Below are 18206 nucleotides of genomic sequence, written 5' to 3'. Positions count from 1 at the left end.
GGCATGTTAGAGCTCGCAAAGGCTTTGCGCAATCGGCCCATCAGCAAGGAAAACGTTTCTGAGATTCCACTTGCTCGCCGCCACGAACTCGTCGACATATTTAAGTCGATTGTCGTTCCAAGCAGTGCCGGGATTGAGTTCATCTCTAGCGTCCAGAACATACTCTACCAAGGCCTGATGCAACGCAATCCGCGCATAGAGGCCAATCGGCAACGCCTCCGCGATACGTCCGAATTCAAAGGCACGAGGGAGAAGTCTGTTCCTTGGTTTCCCTCATTTGCCTCGGGAGCCATTCTCGAAGCCATCACTGGAATGGGCAAATCACAAATACTTGATCGATATCTCTCGTTGTTGCCAACGGTGATTGAACATGGAGCGATACCTGAATGCCAATGGGCCAAGCTTAAGCAACTGGTTTACTTGAAGGTACACATGCCATCGGACGGTTCGAGGGGCGGCTTCCTTGAATCGGCATTTCTTGCGTTGGACGCATCCCTAGGTTCAAACTATCGTGAGCAATTCAAGAGTTGGACTGTTGAACGCAAGGCAGTCGCTTTCTTGCACCTACTCTCCCTCCATTGCTGCGGGCTGCTTATAGTGGAGGAAGCGCAGGAAAAAAATTTAGCCCATACAGCTTTCGCACGAGAGTTCCAGACCTTCTTCTTGAGGGTCCTCAATTGGGGAATCCCTACAGTCGTACTCGGCAATCCTCTGGCCTTCACCGAATTGCGAAGTTTCTCGCAAGACGCTGATCGTTTCTCGGAGGGTGGATGGCACACGATGTTTCCGGTTGCCGAACCTACAGATGCTGAATGGGTCAATCACTGGATGCCAGGACTGTGGACACCCACCTTGCTTGATGAGCCAGATGCCCCATATTCACCACTCCCAAACGGGATTGCTGAGCCCACGCTGGATCACTTCATCTGGAATCGGACGGCTGGCGTGCCACGGTACCTGTGCAGGCTTCGGCGCGAAGTTCAAAAACACGCGCTGTTCGCGCAAAAAGCGATCAATACCGAGATGATCGATTTCGTGTACCGCAACAGCAAAACGTTTGACAGCATCCGCCCTCGCATTGAAGCGATGGTCGCAAAGGATTGGCAGAAATTGCAAATGTTTTCTGACATACCTGCAGGGACGTTCAGGCGTCTGTGGAATGGAGTCGAAATCAATATATCAACGCCCCCAGACACTGCGCGTGGAATGGCTGATAAGCCTAACCAGAAGGCTATTAAGCCCAAGCAAAGCACTCGAAGCAAGAAGGACCCACTGAAGACCCCATCACATCCGTCTCTTGACGAGAACTTCCAAGAATCTCAAATACGCAGTCTCGCGCTTGCAGCAAAACAAGCTGATGTCTAAACATGAAGACAGAAGCCCAACAGAAGCTCCCATTCATCCCTGCGTGGAGAGGCGATGAGTCGCTGTATTCGTGGGCATCTTCTTTTCACAAAAATTGTGGAAACGGTTCGCACCGTGACACTGGAATGTTGCTATTTGGTGCCGCACATGCCTGCAAGGAGCGCGATGCACCTACGGGGATTCCACACTTTGTGCATGCTACCGATGGGAATCTGGGCAACTTGCCAGAGCTTCTGCGAACACGATGCTCAGTGGGCATATTCATACCCTTTCTGACACCTGCTAGGCGAGCGATTTTTATTGACCGCGCGGAGACAGCAAACGGACCTGGGTGGACGACCACTCTTGGCATGTCGGCGAGCGGCCTTTCTCCGAATTCTCACTTACGCTACTGCGAATCATGTCTGAATGAGGATCTAGCAAACCTGCAATTGCCGAGATGGCGGTGGCCCCATCAACTCGCAGGATCATGGGTCTGCTCAGATCACGCCCAGCCCCTTAAAACTGCGATACATAGATCATTCACCTGGATACTCCCTAACGTATCGATTGGCGAATACCTGCACGCAGAGCCAACACCAACTCAACTTGAAGTCCTCCAGAGAATGTCCCGCCTCGCGCAATATGCCGCGCACCAGGAGCATCTTGACTTGTACGCAATCCGACAGTCTGCTTTGAATGAACTGCGGCGACAAGGCATTTCAAGTTGGTCGCATCCTTTGAACACAAGCAGATTGGCTGGTTGGTTTTCGGCATCCGAGCTGGCTGAGTGGTTGCGAACCGCTCAATCTCCGGAATCCAGCCTGGCGGCAGGCACTTGGATTCACGACCTGCTGAGGGGTCGTCGAGGGGACCACCCGCTGAAGTGGTTGCTGTTGTGGTCTGTTCTGTTTGCACACGAGCAAGATGCGTCAAGCCATCGACGCCTCTCGAGGCCGTGGTCCGAACCGCAATGGGATACGTTTGGTCAGAGCAGTCTATGGATCGAAGACATGACTGGCCTACCTGCCGATATCAACCAAATTATTTTGAATGCAGAGACCCTGGCCGATGCGGCGAAGAAGCTTGGAATAACAACCGGTGCGCTGCGAGATCGCCTTGTACAACTTGGCGATCGCGGTGGAAGCTACCGCAAGGGGCATGGCATGCCTTTACGTCGCCAACGTGCTGTGAACAGCATACTCAAGTTCATTGCGCATCGACCGGATTGCACGCTCGGTGACATTCATCGCGAATGCAAAGCCGCAGTCTCTTGGCTCCGAGCCAACTCTCCTGAAGACTTTGCAATTGCTACACGAGAGCTGCAGGCTAAATCGACTCGACAAATGCCACTTTTTTAAACCGAACAGATGCTCGTCCCAAGCAACTACTCATTGCTACAACTCCACTTGCTCCTCCAATTGGGCAACAAGCTCCGGCGCCTCCGAGAGTCCTACGGTCTGAGCACAGTAGAGATGGCGAGCCGCGTGGGAATCTCGCGCGGGACGCTGCGAGCAGTCGAAGCGGGAGATCCCACGCCGTCCATGGGTACCTACTTGAAAGCCATATCCGCTTTGGGCATCCTGGGCGACTTCGCGTTGTTGGCGGATGACGCCATGCGATTAGTCACTTCAAACACTGCGGCGACTGGGGCAAGCAGTGATGCGCCGTTGGCACGAATCGTCGTTTCCGCGGACCCCACGCGCCACCGGATCCAGGATCTACAAAGTCTCGCCCTGCATGAAGAAGCGGTGCGATGCGTTCGTGCTGACCCTGCGTTGCTCCAGCAGGCACAGGCAGTCCTGCAAAAGTGGCTGAATGCTGGGGATCAACGATCGGCCACCCTGTGGGTTGAGTGGAAAGACATCCTGGAGCATCGCAAGTGGCGTAAGGCACTGGGGAGAACCCATCGAGCGCAGGAACTGAGGCAAGCGTCCCCGATGACCGCTGTTCTGCCACCAGATGTCCGAAAACGCATCCTCCAAGAAGTCCGTGACCTAAAGGAAGGCGTCGTTCTTGAAATCGCCGGTAGGGCTCATCAATGACAAGCGCCGTTCGAACTAGCGACTGGCGACGGCCAGAATTTAACGCTCAATCCCCAGAATTGCACCATCGCTGGCTCGCACTGATCCCCGCCATTTCCACGGAGTAAGCCATGGCCCTTGAAGATGACATCTCCACTCTCACCGTGCTCGTACGGGGCATGGTCGAAACCGGTTTTGATGCAAAGGTGGGGCTGGACAGTGGGCTTACTGGTGTGGTCCCAGCATTGGAACGTCGAAGACCCATCGATGTGCTCAATGAGCCGGAGGGCCTGGAAGTCGTGAAGAGCTTGCTCTTGCGAGCTCAATCCGGTGCCTACTCGTAAGCATAGGCAGGGAGTGAGCTGGTCGTGAGTCAGGTCTGGACCAGTTGCTATCACCGCTGACCAATTGACACCATGCAGAATGCCTACGGCTATGTCCTCTAGCCAGAACGCCCCGTATCTCCCTGCGTCTACTCCCCGCAGCGCGGATGTCGCTCTGTATCTGGACCTGGATGGTGTTGTTCACCATGAAAAAGTGCTCTGGCATCCCCGCAAGGGCATCTACATGAGCCCGTATGAGGCTGCAGGGCACTCTCTTTTCGAATGGATTCCTATCCTGGAGTCGGTGCTTGAACCGTACCCGACAGTCGCTCTGGTGCTGAGTAGCACCTGGTGTATCCGCCCCGGATACAGCGCAACCCTCAAACGGCTTCCGGCATCTCTGCGTGCGCGGTTCATTGGTGGGACGTACCACAAGCGTGTCCATGGCGTGGATCCTTGGAATCTGTCCATGTTTCGCACCATGCCCCGGGGAGTGCAAGTTCAAGAGGATGCTCGTCGCCGAAAGCCCCGGCAGTGGCTGGCACTTGATGACGATTTGGAGGGGTGGCCCGACTCCTGTCGAGAAAATTTGATCGCGTGCGAAGGAACTACCGGCTTGTCCAACCCTGTAGTTCAACACGAGCTGAGGGAAAAACTGCGCGGCTGCCATGCAGGGTTGTCCGCCTAACCCCGTAGTTTCTGAAAACAACCAACCGATGTGATGCGACGCCACTCCGACATCCTCCCGATCTTGCAAACTGTCGATGGCATCGTGAAGCGTCGCGACGCACTCCCGATCTTGGCCAATGTGCTCAGCCGTCGGACAGCCAGTATCGGCTTCATGGATTTGGATATTGGCCCGTTGGTTCTCGAAGCGGCAGTTCGCCAGAGCGCCGAGGTCTTCGCCTTGCTCTCACGTCTTGTGGCCATGCTCAAGCAGACTGTTGCCTTGAACTCGCCCTGCACTTCGTATTTCAGCAGCAAGATCGACGGCCGCAAGGGGCCATTGATGAGGTCCCCATGAAAACAAACTCAACCTCAACGACTCGCCACCGCACAAGCAACAGCCCAAGCGGAGTTGAACATCAGTCGCCCTACGCGTCTGCTGCTCAGACAAAGGCTCTTCTGGCTGGCAGCCTGGCCGCCCGGACGGCTCGCTTGGAAGCCAATGACATGCTCAGCACAGACATGGCTGCGGATCTGGTCGGTACCACCCCAGTGACGATCAATGCGTGGGTCACCAAAGGGCGGGCGATCGGATTGACCCAGGCCCGGCGTGGATTCAAGTTGCCTCGTTGGCAGTTTGAAGCTGCCCTATGGGATGCATTGCCCAAGCTTTCAAAAGCCTTGGGAACGACTGAGGGCTGGGCACTACTCGCCTTCTTGGAGACACCATCGGGCGCTTTGGGCGGCCGGACACCGCGTCAGGCGATAGAGCAGGGTCATCTGGCCCGTGTAATTGAAGTGGCACGTGCTGAGGGCTATTGACCCCCTAGGCCTCATTAATCTCGCAGATCTTCAGTACATCCCTTGCTCCTAGCTCCGCAACTTCTTTCTGCGTTCCGCGTTCAAGCGCCCCTACGGTCACGGTGAAGACTAGGACACGGCTACTCGTGGTGCCTTCATCGAATCTGCTCTCTGGGCGATTTGAAAATGCGGGTCAGCCCGGTGCCTACATTGCAGAACGCTCTGGAACCGAATTTAAGCGGCGATCTGTCGTCGTGAAGCCTGAAGAGCTTCATCTGAGACGGTGAGTGGAAAGTCATTCCATAATGAAAGCGCTAGCGGAATCCGACACATCGCCCTGGCAGGCCTTGTCGGGAGCTCATGGCGGGAACAATCACCGTGTCGTTGGAACCTGCGATTGGGATCATTAGGCACCAAGGGCTCAGAAATGCCAGACGCAGTTGAAGTGGGAAGCACCAATGTATATGCCGACCTTGGATACCAAGACGCTGAGGCGTTGCAGCGAAAGGCTTCGTTGGCAGCACATATCGCTTGGACGATCAAGGCGCGACATCTGACCCATGAGGCAGCTGCAGAATTACTTGGGATAGATCAAGCAGACATCATGAAGATTGTTCGTGGGCAGTTCCGCGGTGCGAGTGAAGCAAAGATGCTTGAATGGATTGCGATGCTTGGTCACGATGTGACGATCCTGGTGACCAAAACAATACGGCGACGGCCGGGGAAGATTGAGCTGGAGTTCCGCTGCTCCTCTTGAGCGCCAAGCTCACCAGATCGGTAGCTCGCGATAGAAGCGGCAATCATCAGGGCGCGTTCTTCAGCATCCAACCGTCGACGCTTGGGCACTTTGGCTATGCCTTTCATGTCATCGGCGTTCTCATTTATCTACACGCACGGACAGTCGTGCGACCGCTACGCAGCGGTTGCAGCCGTTCGCATCTCAGTCGCGAATGGGTACTATCGGCCAGAAGTGGACCTCAGTGAAGGGCTGCTTTCGGCTGGGCTATCCTGATCAGGCGGTTTGCTGATTGCCGTGAACTGACTTCATCACCGTCGCGGAAGCTCCACGACGACCCGGGTCGTATTGGTGTCATCGAATACCTCTAGCCCTACGCTGCCATGCTGGGCCTCGGTGAGCAATTTGGCGGAATATGTGCCCAGGCCTGTCCCCCCCTGTTTGCCCGCAGTCACGAACTTGTCGAAAAACCGGTCGCGGATCGCGATTGGCACAGCTCCAGTGTTGCTGATGATGATGCGCAAGGGGTTCTGATCCTGGAGCTGCACCGACACCCGCGACCCGTGCGGCGCTGCTTCGCACGCGTTCCTTAGTAGGTTCTGGAAGATCGAGTAGCACAGGGTTGAATCCGCAAGCGCTACAGGTGGCTCCGCTCCGACCGCCACGTCCGTGTCCACCGCGATAGACAGGTCCTTCTCCGCGAAGGTCACCCGATTCATCTCGGCTATGCGGCGCAGCAGTTCGCCGATAAGCACGGGCTGCGCTCGTAGCACGAAGCGACCCGATTCAATTTTGTACAGTTCGGATGACAGGTTGATCATGTTGAGCACCTGCATCACGCTCTCTTCCATCAAGCGCAACTGCTCCACTTGTCGGCGACCGACCGAGTCATCCTCAATCAGCGCCTGCACAAGACCCAGTGCCCCGGCCAGCGGCGCCTTGATGTCGTGCCGCGTGATGCGCTCAACGTCTTCGCGCAACTGGGCTGCCTCGACCATGCTGTCGAACTCGGCCTGCAGGTCCTTGCGCAGCTGCACGTAGCGCATGAAATTGCGCACGCGCGGCTTGAGCGTTTCGGGGTCGATGGGCTTGGTAATGAAATCGACCGCGCCGAGATCGAGCCCCCTGATGCGTGCGTCCGCCGACGCCATGGCAGTGACGAAGATGATGGGAATGCTCTGGGATGTGGGATGCTCGCGCATCATCCGCGCTACTTCGAAACCATCCATGCCGGGCATCATGATGTCCAGCAGTACCAAGTCCGGAGGGTCGTCGGAGGTCACCACCTCCATCGCCTTGGCGCCTGTCTGAGCCAGCCTGATCCGATACTCGCCTTTGAACAGCTGGGACAGTAGCAGCAGGTTGTCGGGCGTATCGTCGACGATCAGTATCGTCGGTCGAGGAGCTTCCTGCTCTTCGGCTGATGGCGTGCTCGCGGTGTCCTGCGTCGCCGGAGCATGCGCATTTTGCGCTGGCAACCCCTCCCCAGCAAAATCGCCAGGAGCGCGCGGCTTCCATTGCAAGGCCTTCTCCAGCCTTTGAGCCAATTGCTTGGGGGAGTAGGGCTTGAGCAGCAGGGAGGTCACCCCCATCGAAATGGCCTCCTGAACACGGCTGCGCTCCGCCTCGGCGGTGATAAGAACAAACGGTATTGCGAATAATCGTTCGTCTGCACGCATGGCCTGAAGCAACTCCACGCCTGTCATCACGGGCATGTTCCAGTCCGAGAGCACCACATCGAAACGCTGATTCTTCAGAAGGCGCAGGGCTTCGGCACCGTTGCGCGCGGATTCAATGCGTTCCACTCCCATCTGCCGGAGCTGGTTGATGGTGACCTTGCGCATCGCCTCAAAGTCATCAACGACCAGACAGCGTGCGCCTCGCCCAATGGCAGATGGGCTCGAAGCAGCAAAAACACTCATGCAGATACCTTCTTGTCTTGCTGGGTGAGGTCAAGAGCCACATCGGCCTCTTCACGAACGAAGCGCAGGATACCCACAGCGATGATGGGTTCCATGTCCACTAGCAACTGGCGGCGCTCTGGCCTGATCGACTCAGTCGCGGCTAACTCAATGACGGCCACGACACATCCAGCGTGCTTGATCGGCATCAAATAGATGGCGCAGGGAGCGCAATGCCCAAGACCTGACTGGACACGCAGGTAGTCAGTCCCAGGCGCTTCGATGAGCACGGACTCGCCCGTTGCGATGCATCGCTCGATCATGCTGGCTGTTGTGGGCAGCTCAGAGAGCGTTTGTTCCGCACTAGCACCCGAACCCGCATAGTGCGCAACTGCCTGCATCGCGCGCGCTTCGTTTACTCGCACCAGCAGGGCTTGCCCCATCGGCAAGTGCCTCGCCAGTTCGTGCAGGACTGTGCGGGCAAAAGCTGCAAGAGTGTTGGCGTGTTGCAACTCGAGCAATAGGTCGGACACTGCCTTGCGCCGGTAGGCCTCGCCGGTCAACTGGTCGTGGCTTTGCTGCAGCGCTTTTAGGGTCAGTTTGTGCCGGGCCGCTTCGCGCCTGAGCTGCGTTGCCCAAAATAGCATGGCCAGCAGCACTCCCGCAATGGCGGCCCCGCCAGGGATTCCCCAGGCCATCCAAACCCGGTGCCATTTCCCGCTATTGTCGAAAGAGGCGGAGAAGAGCTGGTACTCCATCAGCGACACGCCATATTTGCGTCGCCAGGACAGATCGAGATCTGACCCCATCCGACGACTGTCGGTGAAATAGCGCTGTATGGCGTGCTCGAGGTCCGATGCTTCAAAGGAAATACCCCAGCCTACCGAGATCGCCTCGCCCACCGGAAACAGCATGTCCAGGTTCTCCAGGTCGTTACGCACCCAGTGGAAGGCAGATTCGGCCGCGATCACGGTGAAATCTGCGCGACGCTGCGCGACGGCCTGCATGGATTTGGCGGTAGGTACGTTCTCAATGACGATCGGTGAGTGCTCTCCCGCTCCAGCGTTGAATCCCTGGATCCATCCTTCGTAAGCGGTTCCCGCCTGGACCGATGCAGTGCGCCCTGCAAGATCTACCTCGGCGCGCAAAACGGATCGCATCTCCGGTCGCGAGACGACGACATTGCGCGTGGTGAAGTACGGCACCAGTATCATCTTTTGCTTGCGCCATTCGGTGATGTGCAGGTCATTCGGGTACAGATCGCATTTTCCAGTGGCCAGAGGAGCGGCTTCGTAGCGATCTCCCTGAACTGTCACGCCCTGCGCGTTGTGAAACTGCTGATCCCACTGCGAAAGCGTCACGGTTTTCGCTTGAACACCAAGGTATCGGGCGAAATCCTCCCCATTGGTCCGATAGTAGTCGGCGCTGGAGCCAGCGACGCAGATGCGCAACTCTTGGCTGTCCTTGATTTGCACCAGCGAGCGCCCCAAGGCGCTGCCCGCGGCCATCGCAAGGCCCACAAAGCAGGCAAAAAATCGCATTTGGCGCTTCATGGACCAGATTCAGCCGGGCTGAGCAGGAGCCTGAACTTCGAGCGCTGAGAGCGCAGCATCGAAATCGATGCGATCAATGGCTCGGCTCACGGCAGACAGGGACTCAGCAAGCGGGTCGCCATCCGCCGCCAACCGAGCGACCAAGTTCTCCAGCGCGTCGCCCGCATCCGCGTCGCTGTCTCTGAGCAACTTGCGCAATCGGCTCAGCAGAGCCTCGGTTTCGGCGGAGCGCGCCTTGGAAACAACAGGTTCCGATCGGGCTTGCACAGTGCCAGCCCCGCTGCTCGCCGTGGACTCCTGCAGAGCCTTGATAAGCGGGCGTAACAAAACTCCAATCTGGGACAACATTTCCAGCGCTGCCGGCACGCGGGACTCGTGGGCGCCCTCTGCCTCCAGCGCCCCTGCTGCCGATGCGACGTTGGTGGCGCCGATCGTGCCCGCAGCGCCTTTGAGGGTATGAGCCAGCCGCGTGGCCAGAGGCCAGTCGCCCTGATGCAGCGCCTCAGCGACGGCTGTTTCAAAGCCCGTGTACTCCTGCAGAAACATGCCCAGTAGTCGGCGGTAGAGCCGCCGGTCGTTTTGAACTATGCGAAGTCCAATCGCCTGATCCACGCCGGGCAATTGCGGCAGATCTGGATCGGCCACGCTGCCTCCTTGATTGAAAGCCTGTTCAGGCGTCGTCTGGGCGGTTGTGGCAGCAGGGTTGATCCATCGAGCCATGCACGCAAACATTTCCTCTACCCGCAGCGGTTTGGGGATGTGGTCCACCATGCCGGCATCCATTACCTTCTCCCTGTCACCGGCCATGGCGTTGGCTGTCATGGCGATGATGGGCAGGTTGGCAAACTGCGGCAGCGAGCGCAGGTGGCGTGTGGCCGTATAGCCGTCCATCACGGGCATCTGGCAATCCATGAGGACGCCATCGAATCGAGGGTCCGCGGCCAGCAGGTCCAGCGCCTCCTGGCCGTTGTTGGCCAGCACCACCTCCATGCCGGCCTGGCGCAGCAGCTCCATAGCCAGTTCCTGGTTCAGTGCATTGTCTTCAACCAGCAGCACCCGCGCGCCCTTGAGCTGCTGCAAATGCTCGGTTCGCCCGTCGGCCTTGGCTACCACGCGATCAGATACCAGGCGACCTTTGCCCAGCGCCTCAGCCACCGCTTCTAGCAATGTCGATGCCGTGACCGGCTTGGTGAGCACCGCATTCACCCGGGCGCCATGGCTCTGCACCGCAGTCATGGCTTCTTCCCGGCCGAAAGCAGTCACCATGATCACCGCCGGTGCAGCCCCACCCTTGAGCGCCTGCATGCGGCGCACGGTCTCGGCGCCGTCCATGCGTGGCATCTTCCAGTCCATCAGCACTAGGTCGTAGGCGAGCGAGCGGCTGTCGGCGCCCTCCACCATGCGCAGCCCTTCCTCGCCATCGCGGGCCATGTCCACCTCCAGGCCGAAACGGCGCGCCATGGTCGACAGGATCTCCCGGGCCGCAGCATTGTCATCCACCACGAGAACTCTCAGGCCCAGCAGTTCGTTGGCATCAAACATGCGCCGGGGCATGGGCTGCGCCTGCAGGCCAAAGTGCACATGGAAGTGGAAGGTCGAGCCCTGCCCCTCGGTGCTCTCCACCCAGATGCGGCCTTTCATCAACTCCACCAGGGTCTTGGAGATCGCCAGGCCCAGGCCCGTGCCGCCATAACGCCGCGTGGTGGAGCTGTCGGCCTGACTGAACGACTGAAACAGCCGTTGGCATTGCTCTGGCGTCATGCCGATGCCCGAGTCCTTGACCCAGAAGTGCAGCTCGACGTCACCACCTGGCTTGCCTTGCTGGCCGGCCAGCTCGATCCCCAGCACGATCTCCCCCTGCTCCGCGAACTTCACGGCATTGCTGCCCAGGTTGGCCAAGATTTGGCCCAGTCGCAGCGGGTCTCCTACCAGCGCCGTCGGAACGTCGTCCGCTGTGCTGAACAGCAACTCCAGACCCTTGTCCTCGGCCTTCATACCGATCAGATTGGCTACGTGGTCGAGAACATCCTCCAGCCGGAAGTCGACTTGCTCCATGGACATCTTGCCGGCTTCGATTTTGGAGAAGTCGAGGATGTCGTTGATGATGCCCAGAAGGCTCTCGGCAGCGCGGTTGACTTTCTCGATGTAGTTGCGCTGCTTGTTGTCCAGCGCGGTCTGCAGAGCCAGGTGCGACATGCCGATGATGGCGTTCATCGGCGTGCGGATCTCGTGGCTCATGTTGGCCAAGAACTCGCTTTTGGCCCGCGTCGCTTCCTCGGCCATTTCCTTGGCCCGCCGTATATCTTCTTCTGACGTCTTTCGGATCGTCACGTCAAGCAGCATCCACACCGTCCCCTTGCTCAGGTCGTCCGGATCAATGGCTGCACCGCTGAGTTGACACCAGAAACGCGTGCCATCGGCGCGCACCAGCTCTTCCTCGCGTTGGTGTTTTTCACCGCTTGATAGCTGTCCGTATATCTCATTGAGGGCATGGGCAAACGCGTCATCAGATGCGTACCAGGCACGGGGGGACTGGCCAAGTTGCCCGGTGCCGAACAGCGTGTCAAGCTGTGTGTTGCCGCGCACAACCACGCGGTCCTTGATGAACGCGATGCCCAGCGTGGTGGCCTCGAACATGGCGGTCTGCTCGGCATGGGCCAGCTGCATGGCCTCCTGCGACTTCTTGTGCTCGGTGATGTCGGTGGCGATGCCGCAGATGCCGTAGATTTCACCTGCTTCGTTGATCAGCGGTGTTTTCGTGGTCATGAACGAGCGCTGCTCTGATCCATCGGCAGTGGGGATGATCTCCTCGTAGGTGATGGCTTCGCCCCTTTCGAGCACGCGGTTCTCCACCTCCCAGATCTTGTCTGCCATCTCTTTGGGCCACAGGTCGTGTGCGTTTTTACCGAGAACCTCATGCTCGCTGGTGCCTGCGTACTTCGCATAGGTGGCATTCAATAGCTGGTAGCGGCCTTCCCTGTCCTTGAGCGTAATGATGGAGCCGATGCCATCCACCAGGGTGCGGATCTGACGTTGGCTGTTGCGCACTTCCTGCTCTACCCGGTTGCGCTCGGTCACGTCGCGCACCGAGGCGCATACACAGACGCCATGGCCGCCAATGGCAGGCAGGCGTGACAGGCCGACCTCCACCGGAAACTCGCTGCCATCCTTGCGCACGCCTTTGAGGTTGGCATTCGTACCCCCCATGTTTCGCGGCAGTCCGACTGCCAGGAAGCCCTGGCGCAAGCCCGGGTGCCGGTCGCGGATGGCGGATGGCACCAGTATTTCCATAGGCTGGCCCACCAGTTCATGTTCCGCATAGCCAAACAGATCGAGCATGCGCGGGTTGACCATGATCACCGTGCCGTGCTCGTCCGTGACCATCAAGCCGTCGGGTGCAGATTCGATGATGCCGTGATACCAAGCCTCGGTGGCGGCGATGGAATCTTTTTGCGTGGCGAGCTCGTGCGCCTGCTGTTCCAGCGTCTTCGCCTGGGCCTGCGTTTCCTCAAGCAGCCGATGGGTGGCCACGTTGCGCTCCAGAATCTCCAGATTGGCAGCCAGCGCAGGCATCAGCGCGTCCAACAGGGCCTGCTGTGCAGGCGAGAAGATCTGAAAGCTGGCAATCTCCAGCACACCCAGCAACTCGTCACCACGTTGGATCGGCAGCACGCAGATACACCGGGGTGCGGCATCGCCCAACGCCGATCCGATGCGTACGTAGTCTGGGGGAGGCTGAGTGAGCGTGATGGCGCTGCGCTCCAGTGCGCACTGTCCCACCAAGCCCTGGCCCAGCTGAATGTATTGATCCATCGTCTTGCGTTCGCGATGGGCAAAACCGGTTAGCAGACGCAGGTGGCGCTGGCTTTTTTCGTAGATGTAAAGGACGCCGTGCCCTATGTCCAGCAAAGGCGCCGAGAGCGTGAAGAAGCGTTGCGCCAGCTCGACGAAGGACTGGGTCGACTGCAGTTCGGCGGAGACGCTGGCCGTATGTGTCTTGACCCAGCGCTGCACCTCCAGTTCGCGGGCTCCCCGCTGTAGCACCGCCACTGCACGCGCCAGCGCGCCCAGGTCGTTGAGGTACGAGGTATGAGGCACCTCCTGCAGCAGATCTCCTTCTGCAATCCGCTCCACAGCCGTGCGCAGTTCGAACGCTGGTACACGAATGGACCGCGCGATAAGCCACGCAAAAAGCACACTGAACAAGCCGCCCATGACCAGCAGGGTGCTGCCGCGGATCCTGGTCTGCTGCGCAAGGTCCTGCACGGAGCGCAGCGTAGCCCGGGCGCTGTCCTCTTTCGTGGCTGCCACAGCTTCCATAGACTGGGCCACGGTATCCCCAACGACAGCGAACTCCCGACTTGAGACCTGTCTGCGCGCTTCTTGAAGTTGCCCCTGCCTGGCGAGCTCAAGCAGACCTTCAACTCTCTTGCGGTACTCCGCATAGTTCTGGTCGAACGTCAGAAGGTTGCGTCTGTTGTCGTCGCGAACAATGCGCCCGCGAAGCTCACCGACCTCGCGCAAGATATCTTGGTGCGACTGATCAAGCCTCTCCAGCGCCTGGGCCCTGTCGTCTGTCTCTACGGTGAGCAGCGCATTGCGCAAATGGCGCCCCATGCTGGCATAGTGGAACTGGATCGCCCGGGCGTTGGAAACGCCCTGCAGGTCCCTTTCATACATGTCCTGAATCTCGTCGTTCACGCGGCTGACCGCCTGCATGCCCAGCACGCTGAGCACGATTGCCATGAGGAGGATGACGAAAAAGGCGAACGCGAGCTTCGCCGTCAGGGAGGAGCGGTGGTAGTGCTGAACAATAGCGTTCATGAAACGCGTTCCTCTCTATTCCGGGGCGAAGTGATGCAGGCCAGACGGTCCCGGCAATGGAGGCTGGCTGCCTGGGAACCTATTGAGCTCAGGAAGAAGGCTGAATGACCGCAGTCGCCAATTCCAGGTGCTTGGCCTTGTCGGCCATTTCCGCGTCGCTGTCGGCAAATTTTTGAGCAATGCGCTGAAACTCTTCGAGCATGCCGAGAAAGGCATCCAGGATGTCGGGGTCGAAATGCGAGCCTCGGCCTTCGCGCATGATGTCCACCGCTTTCTCGTGTGGCATCCCGTCCTTGTAGACACGACGACTGATCAGTGCATCGTAGACATCGGCCACGGCCATGATACGCGCAGACAGGGGAATTGCCTCGCCCGCCAGGCCCTGTGGGTAGCCGCTGCCGTCCCATTTCTCTTGGTGGCCATAGGCGATCTCCTTGGCGTATTGCAAGAACTCAACCGGCATGCCCAACTGGTCCTCGGCATGCTGTATCGCGTCTCGGCCCAGGGTCGTATGCGTCTTCATGATCTCGAACTCATGCGGCTCAAACCGCCCGGGTTTGAGAAGAATCCGGTCCGGGATGCCAACCTTGCCGATGTCGTGCAACGGCGCCGACTTGTACAGCATGTCGATCACGTGATCGCTCAGTGCAGTGCTGAAGCGCGGATGCGTCTTTAGCGCTGTGGCTAGCGCCTTCACATAGTGCTGCGTGCGGCGGATGTGGTTGCCGGTCTCGTTGTCGCGGGTCTCTGCCAGGGACGCCATGGCCAGGATGGTGACATCCTGGATAGCGGCGAGTTCGCGCGTGCGCTTGTGGACTTCCGTCTGCAAAAACTGATTTTGGTCGCGCAGGAAATCGGCACCCGCCTTGGCCTGAAGCTGGGTCGCCACACGGGCAAGCACGATTGGAGGGTTGATTGGTTTAGTGATGAAATCGGCAGCGCCTAATGCCAGCCCGACCTTCTCATCCTCCGTCCCCGTCATGGCCGTCAGGAAGATGATGGGAATATCCCGCGTGGCCGGAGCCGCCTTGAGCTGGCGGCATACCTCATAGCCGGAGAGGTCCGGCATCATCACATCCAGCAGAATCAAGTCTGGTGCTGGGATGCTGCGCGCGATCTGCAGCGCTTTTTCGCCAGACCCTGCCAATTTCACCCGGTACTGATCTTTGAGGAGGCCGGAAAGTACCCAAAGATTGTCTGAAGAGTCATCGACAGCAAGTACCAGTGGACGCGGAGAATCCTCGGACTGTTTGAGCATCTTTAATCATCCCTCCAAGGCGTAGGCCCCTCATCAGCCTAACTATTCCTTACACGGGACAGTTTGACAAGTGCTCAATTGACCTAAGTTGGATCGAAGGGCAGCACTCCGAGTTCAGGGGTGATTTAAGGCCTGCCCCCAAGGGCTGTCTCGCTATGGAAATACGGTGCTCTCTCAACTCAGATTTCGGTCTGTTCGGATAGCTCAAGAGCATCGTCAACCTCAATGCCAAGGTAGCGGACAGTTGATTCGATTTTTGAGTGGCCCAGTAGTAGCTGGACCGCACGTAGGTTTTTGGTTCTCCGGTAGATGAGCGTAGCCTTGGTGCGCCGTATGGAGTGCGTTCCATACTCTGCTGGATCGAGCCCAAGCTGCACCACCCAGTGCTCGAGAATCCGGGCGTACTGGCGCGTCCCGAGGTGCGGAGACTTGTGAAGTCGGCTCGGAAAAAGAAAGTCTTCTGATTTCAGTCCGGCTGCCTTGATCCATTGCTGAAGTGCTTCACGGGTGGTCGCCGTTATCTCGAATTGGACGGGGCGCTGGGTTTTGTGCTGCAAGACCATTGCTCGCGAGGCGACTTGGTCGCCATGGCAAACATCGCGAACCTTGAGGGCGACCAGGTCGCATCCGCGCAGCTTGCTGTCTATTCCCAGATTGAAGAGTGCAAGATCGCGCACCCGGCTCTCCATCTGGAGGCGCACGCGTAGCGCCCAGATGTCTTTAGGCTTGAAGGGAGCCTTCTGACCAACGATTTTCCCTTTGTTCCAAGGCTCGCATGAACGACGACTGGTGCGGATTCCATGATGGTCTCCCATCGAGTAGAGGGGACAAATACGATGCGCCTTTTAGATGCCGTTGTCCACGAGTGACCACGGTAGCTATGTCAGTTCTTGCGGTTCAGAAAACGCCCAGTGATGTTCTTCACTGTCTGCTCTCGATCGCAGCAGTCGTTCAACGACTTCGGGTCGAGCGACAGCAACCAGCCTGAAGCCGCCACGCCTAGGTCGGTTCTGCAGCGATTGCTGTCGCTCAGTTCGGCGGAATGTACTCTCGCTCGATAGCACCAAGCAGTCATTGGTTTGGACGTTCTTCGCCTATTCTGACCAGATGCTCCCCGAGGTACGGCTGCGGTACCCGCAAGGTCATGCCCTCATCGCGTGAGTGATCGTTTCCTCGCTGGGTGAATAAGAAGCCCAACTTCAAGCAGGTATCTGGATCCCATATGCACCCATGCGGATGCGCCCTAGTCATTGCGGAGAAGCCGTCTCTCTATTGGCTGCGCTGTCTTCCGATACCCACGTGTTCAGTTTTTTGGGCGCACCAAAAGGTGCCCCGTCAGTTGGGGCCATGGCTAGGGATGAGGGACGTATCGAACTGGGTTGGCATTGACCCGATATGAATGCAGCTCATAAGCGTGTGGAACAAAAAGAGCCTACCGCCTGTATAGACGAATTCATATAGTTTCCGGAATAGTTGTAGCAACGTGCCTTCCTGCAAAAAACTTAGGGCCCCTCTATGAACATCAAACGCTGGTGTCTCGGTCGATCTGTGGCGACATCCGAAGCGTCAGTAACCACGACCTCGATGTGTGCATATCGGTCGGAGCGACGGCGAAATCTGTTCGTTGGACGCCAATTCAATTCAGAGCCGCCCCACTACACACGACCCAGCACTTCTTTCGGGCAGAGCATGCCTTGGTGCTGTTTGTGAGATCCAAGCACAGGTTGGACTCAACCAACGGTTTGCGTCGGATGGGATCTGGTGTTCCTGCATTGACGCCCACAGACACGAGGCTTCGACAGACCAACTAAGTCATACGCGGTGTATGCACCATTCTTACCGCGAGGAATCCGAGTGGGTCAACTCGTCAATGACGAGCGATACCAGGCTGGTCAACTCACGACCACTTAAATTCAATAAGCCTCAGCGAGACCACCAATGCAAAAGCTCATCTCAGCGGCCCTCCTTGCCTGGACCTGCTGCTTCGCTTCATCGGCATCTGCAGCCACTGCAACCGACTCTTCACCCATGACGAATCTGCAAACCACCGCCGATACGCTCTCATCTCGTCAACAGGCCATCGTTCCCATAGCCGCCCACGCCGCAGTCGGCGATATGGCCAGACTGAGCATCGCGATCAACCAAGGTCTCGATACTGGCCTGACGGTGAATGACGCGAAGGAAATTCTGGTCCAGCTCTATGCCTATGCGGGCTTTCCACGCTCCCTCAACGCCCTGGGTGAGCTGATGAGGGTTGTGGAAGACCGCAAGAAGCGCGGCTTGATCGACGCGATTGGCCGTGTGCCGAATCGCACCATCCCCACGGGCGACGCGCTGCTAGCTGCTGGCACCGCCAACCAAACCAAGCTCCTTGGTGCTCCGGTCAAGGGGCCGCTGTTCGAATTTGCTCCAGCTGCCGATCTATACCTCAAGTCCCATCTGTTTGGAGACATCTTCGAGCGAGACAACCTCGACTGGAAAAGCCGCGAGCTGGCTACGGTGGGCATGCTCTCCGCCCTCCAGGGGGTGGACCCGCAGTTGCAGTCCCACGTGGGTATCAGCATGAACATCGGGATCACGGAGTCCCAATTGAAACAAGTCGCTCAGATAGTGACTGAGCAGGTCAATGCTGATGCCGGGACTCGAATTGCCGACGCTATCAAGCGACACCTGACCACCAGGACATCTAGGTAAGCCACCCAACCCACAATTGATCGAGGAACCAATGAAAACCCTCACATTAACTCTCGCGTCGTTCGCTTTGGTCGCAGGCGTA

Annotated in this window: 14 protein-coding genes and 2 pseudogenes; 11 read left to right on the top strand and 5 right to left on the bottom strand. The window is 58.1% G+C overall.

Annotated elements, in window-relative coordinates; translation table 11 throughout:
- Positions 1-3 precede the first annotated feature (3 nt).
- From ASC83_RS02495 to ASC83_RS02475, 10 genes and pseudogenes are all read left to right on the top strand, one after another.
- Positions 4-1365 carry a hypothetical protein gene (locus ASC83_RS02495; protein WP_140426274.1) on the top strand — a complete coding sequence of 454 codons (1362 nt, stop codon included), beginning with the start codon at positions 4-6 and terminating at the stop codon, positions 1363-1365.
- A 2-nt stretch (positions 1366-1367) separates the two neighbouring features.
- Positions 1368-1853 (top strand): annotated as a pseudogene (locus ASC83_RS24505) (TniQ family protein); the annotation flags it as partial.
- Between the two features lie 117 nt (positions 1854-1970).
- Entirely contained in the window at positions 1971-2705 is a 735-nt protein-coding gene (locus tag ASC83_RS24255) for a hypothetical protein (protein WP_235509295.1), read from the top strand.
- A 9-nt stretch (positions 2706-2714) separates the two neighbouring features.
- Positions 2715-2870, top strand: a pseudogene (locus tag ASC83_RS24500) (helix-turn-helix transcriptional regulator); the annotation flags it as partial.
- 18 nt (positions 2871-2888) lie between these two features.
- Complete coding sequence (locus ASC83_RS02490; RefSeq protein WP_235509303.1) at positions 2889-3389, top strand: transcriptional regulator; 501 nt, start codon at positions 2889-2891, stop codon at positions 3387-3389.
- A 110-nt stretch (positions 3390-3499) separates the two neighbouring features.
- Complete coding sequence (locus ASC83_RS02485; protein WP_056057423.1) at positions 3500-3712, top strand: DUF2384 domain-containing protein; 213 nt, start codon at positions 3500-3502, stop codon at positions 3710-3712.
- A gap of 79 nt (positions 3713-3791) precedes the next feature.
- Positions 3792-4379 (top strand): HAD domain-containing protein, encoded by a 588-nt coding sequence (locus ASC83_RS24070; RefSeq protein WP_347230962.1) that lies wholly within the window; start codon positions 3792-3794, stop codon positions 4377-4379.
- Positions 4380-4412: 33 nt separating this feature from the next.
- On the top strand, positions 4413-4715 hold the full coding sequence (locus ASC83_RS02480; protein WP_056057422.1) for a hypothetical protein: 303 nt from the start codon (positions 4413-4415) through the stop codon (positions 4713-4715).
- Positions 4712-5179 carry a hypothetical protein gene (locus ASC83_RS23320; protein WP_082522308.1) on the top strand — a complete coding sequence of 156 codons (468 nt, stop codon included), beginning with the start codon at positions 4712-4714 and terminating at the stop codon, positions 5177-5179. Before ASC83_RS02480 ends, ASC83_RS23320 begins: the two co-directional genes overlap by 4 nt.
- A gap of 406 nt (positions 5180-5585) precedes the next feature.
- Positions 5586-5915: a helix-turn-helix domain-containing protein gene (locus ASC83_RS02475; RefSeq protein ID WP_056057419.1), complete on the top strand. Its 330-nt coding sequence runs from the start codon at positions 5586-5588 to the stop codon at positions 5913-5915.
- 290 nt (positions 5916-6205) lie between these two features.
- On the opposite strand, the gene ASC83_RS02470 is transcribed toward ASC83_RS02475, so the two are convergent.
- The 5 genes from ASC83_RS02470 to ASC83_RS02445 all read right to left on the bottom strand — a co-directional run bounded on the left by ASC83_RS02470 (position 6206) and on the right by ASC83_RS02445 (position 16245).
- Positions 6206-7816, bottom strand: a complete 1611-nt coding sequence (locus ASC83_RS02470; protein WP_056057417.1) for a response regulator — start codon at positions 7814-7816, stop codon at positions 6206-6208.
- On the bottom strand, positions 7813-9348 hold the full coding sequence (locus ASC83_RS02465) for a transporter substrate-binding domain-containing protein (protein ID WP_082522307.1): 1536 nt from the start codon (positions 9346-9348) through the stop codon (positions 7813-7815). Before ASC83_RS02465 ends, ASC83_RS02470 begins: the two co-directional genes overlap by 4 nt.
- A gap of 9 nt (positions 9349-9357) precedes the next feature.
- A complete protein-coding gene (locus tag ASC83_RS02460) occupies positions 9358-14172 on the bottom strand; it encodes a PAS domain S-box protein (RefSeq protein WP_082522306.1) in 4815 nt (1604 codons plus the stop codon).
- Positions 14173-14260: 88 nt separating this feature from the next.
- Positions 14261-15430, bottom strand: coding sequence for an HD-GYP domain-containing protein (locus ASC83_RS02450; protein ID WP_056057405.1), 1170 nt, complete (start codon positions 15428-15430; stop codon positions 14261-14263).
- A gap of 179 nt (positions 15431-15609) precedes the next feature.
- A complete protein-coding gene (locus ASC83_RS02445; protein WP_056057402.1) occupies positions 15610-16245 on the bottom strand; it encodes a tyrosine-type recombinase/integrase in 636 nt (211 codons plus the stop codon).
- 1213 nt (positions 16246-17458) lie between these two features.
- Between ASC83_RS02445 and ASC83_RS02440 the strand changes: the two genes are divergently transcribed.
- The gene (locus ASC83_RS02440) at positions 17459-18124 is read left to right on the top strand and encodes a carboxymuconolactone decarboxylase family protein (RefSeq protein ID WP_056057399.1); all 666 of its coding nucleotides are present in this window, start codon (positions 17459-17461) and stop codon (positions 18122-18124) included.
- Positions 18125-18206: the final 82 nt, after the last annotated feature.

Origin of the sequence: Acidovorax sp. Root402, assembly GCF_001425125.1 — a bacterium.
GTDB classification, from domain to species: Bacteria; Pseudomonadota; Gammaproteobacteria; order Burkholderiales; family Burkholderiaceae_C; genus Acidovorax; species Acidovorax delafieldii.
This window is presented reverse-complemented; position numbering and strand designations above follow the sequence as displayed.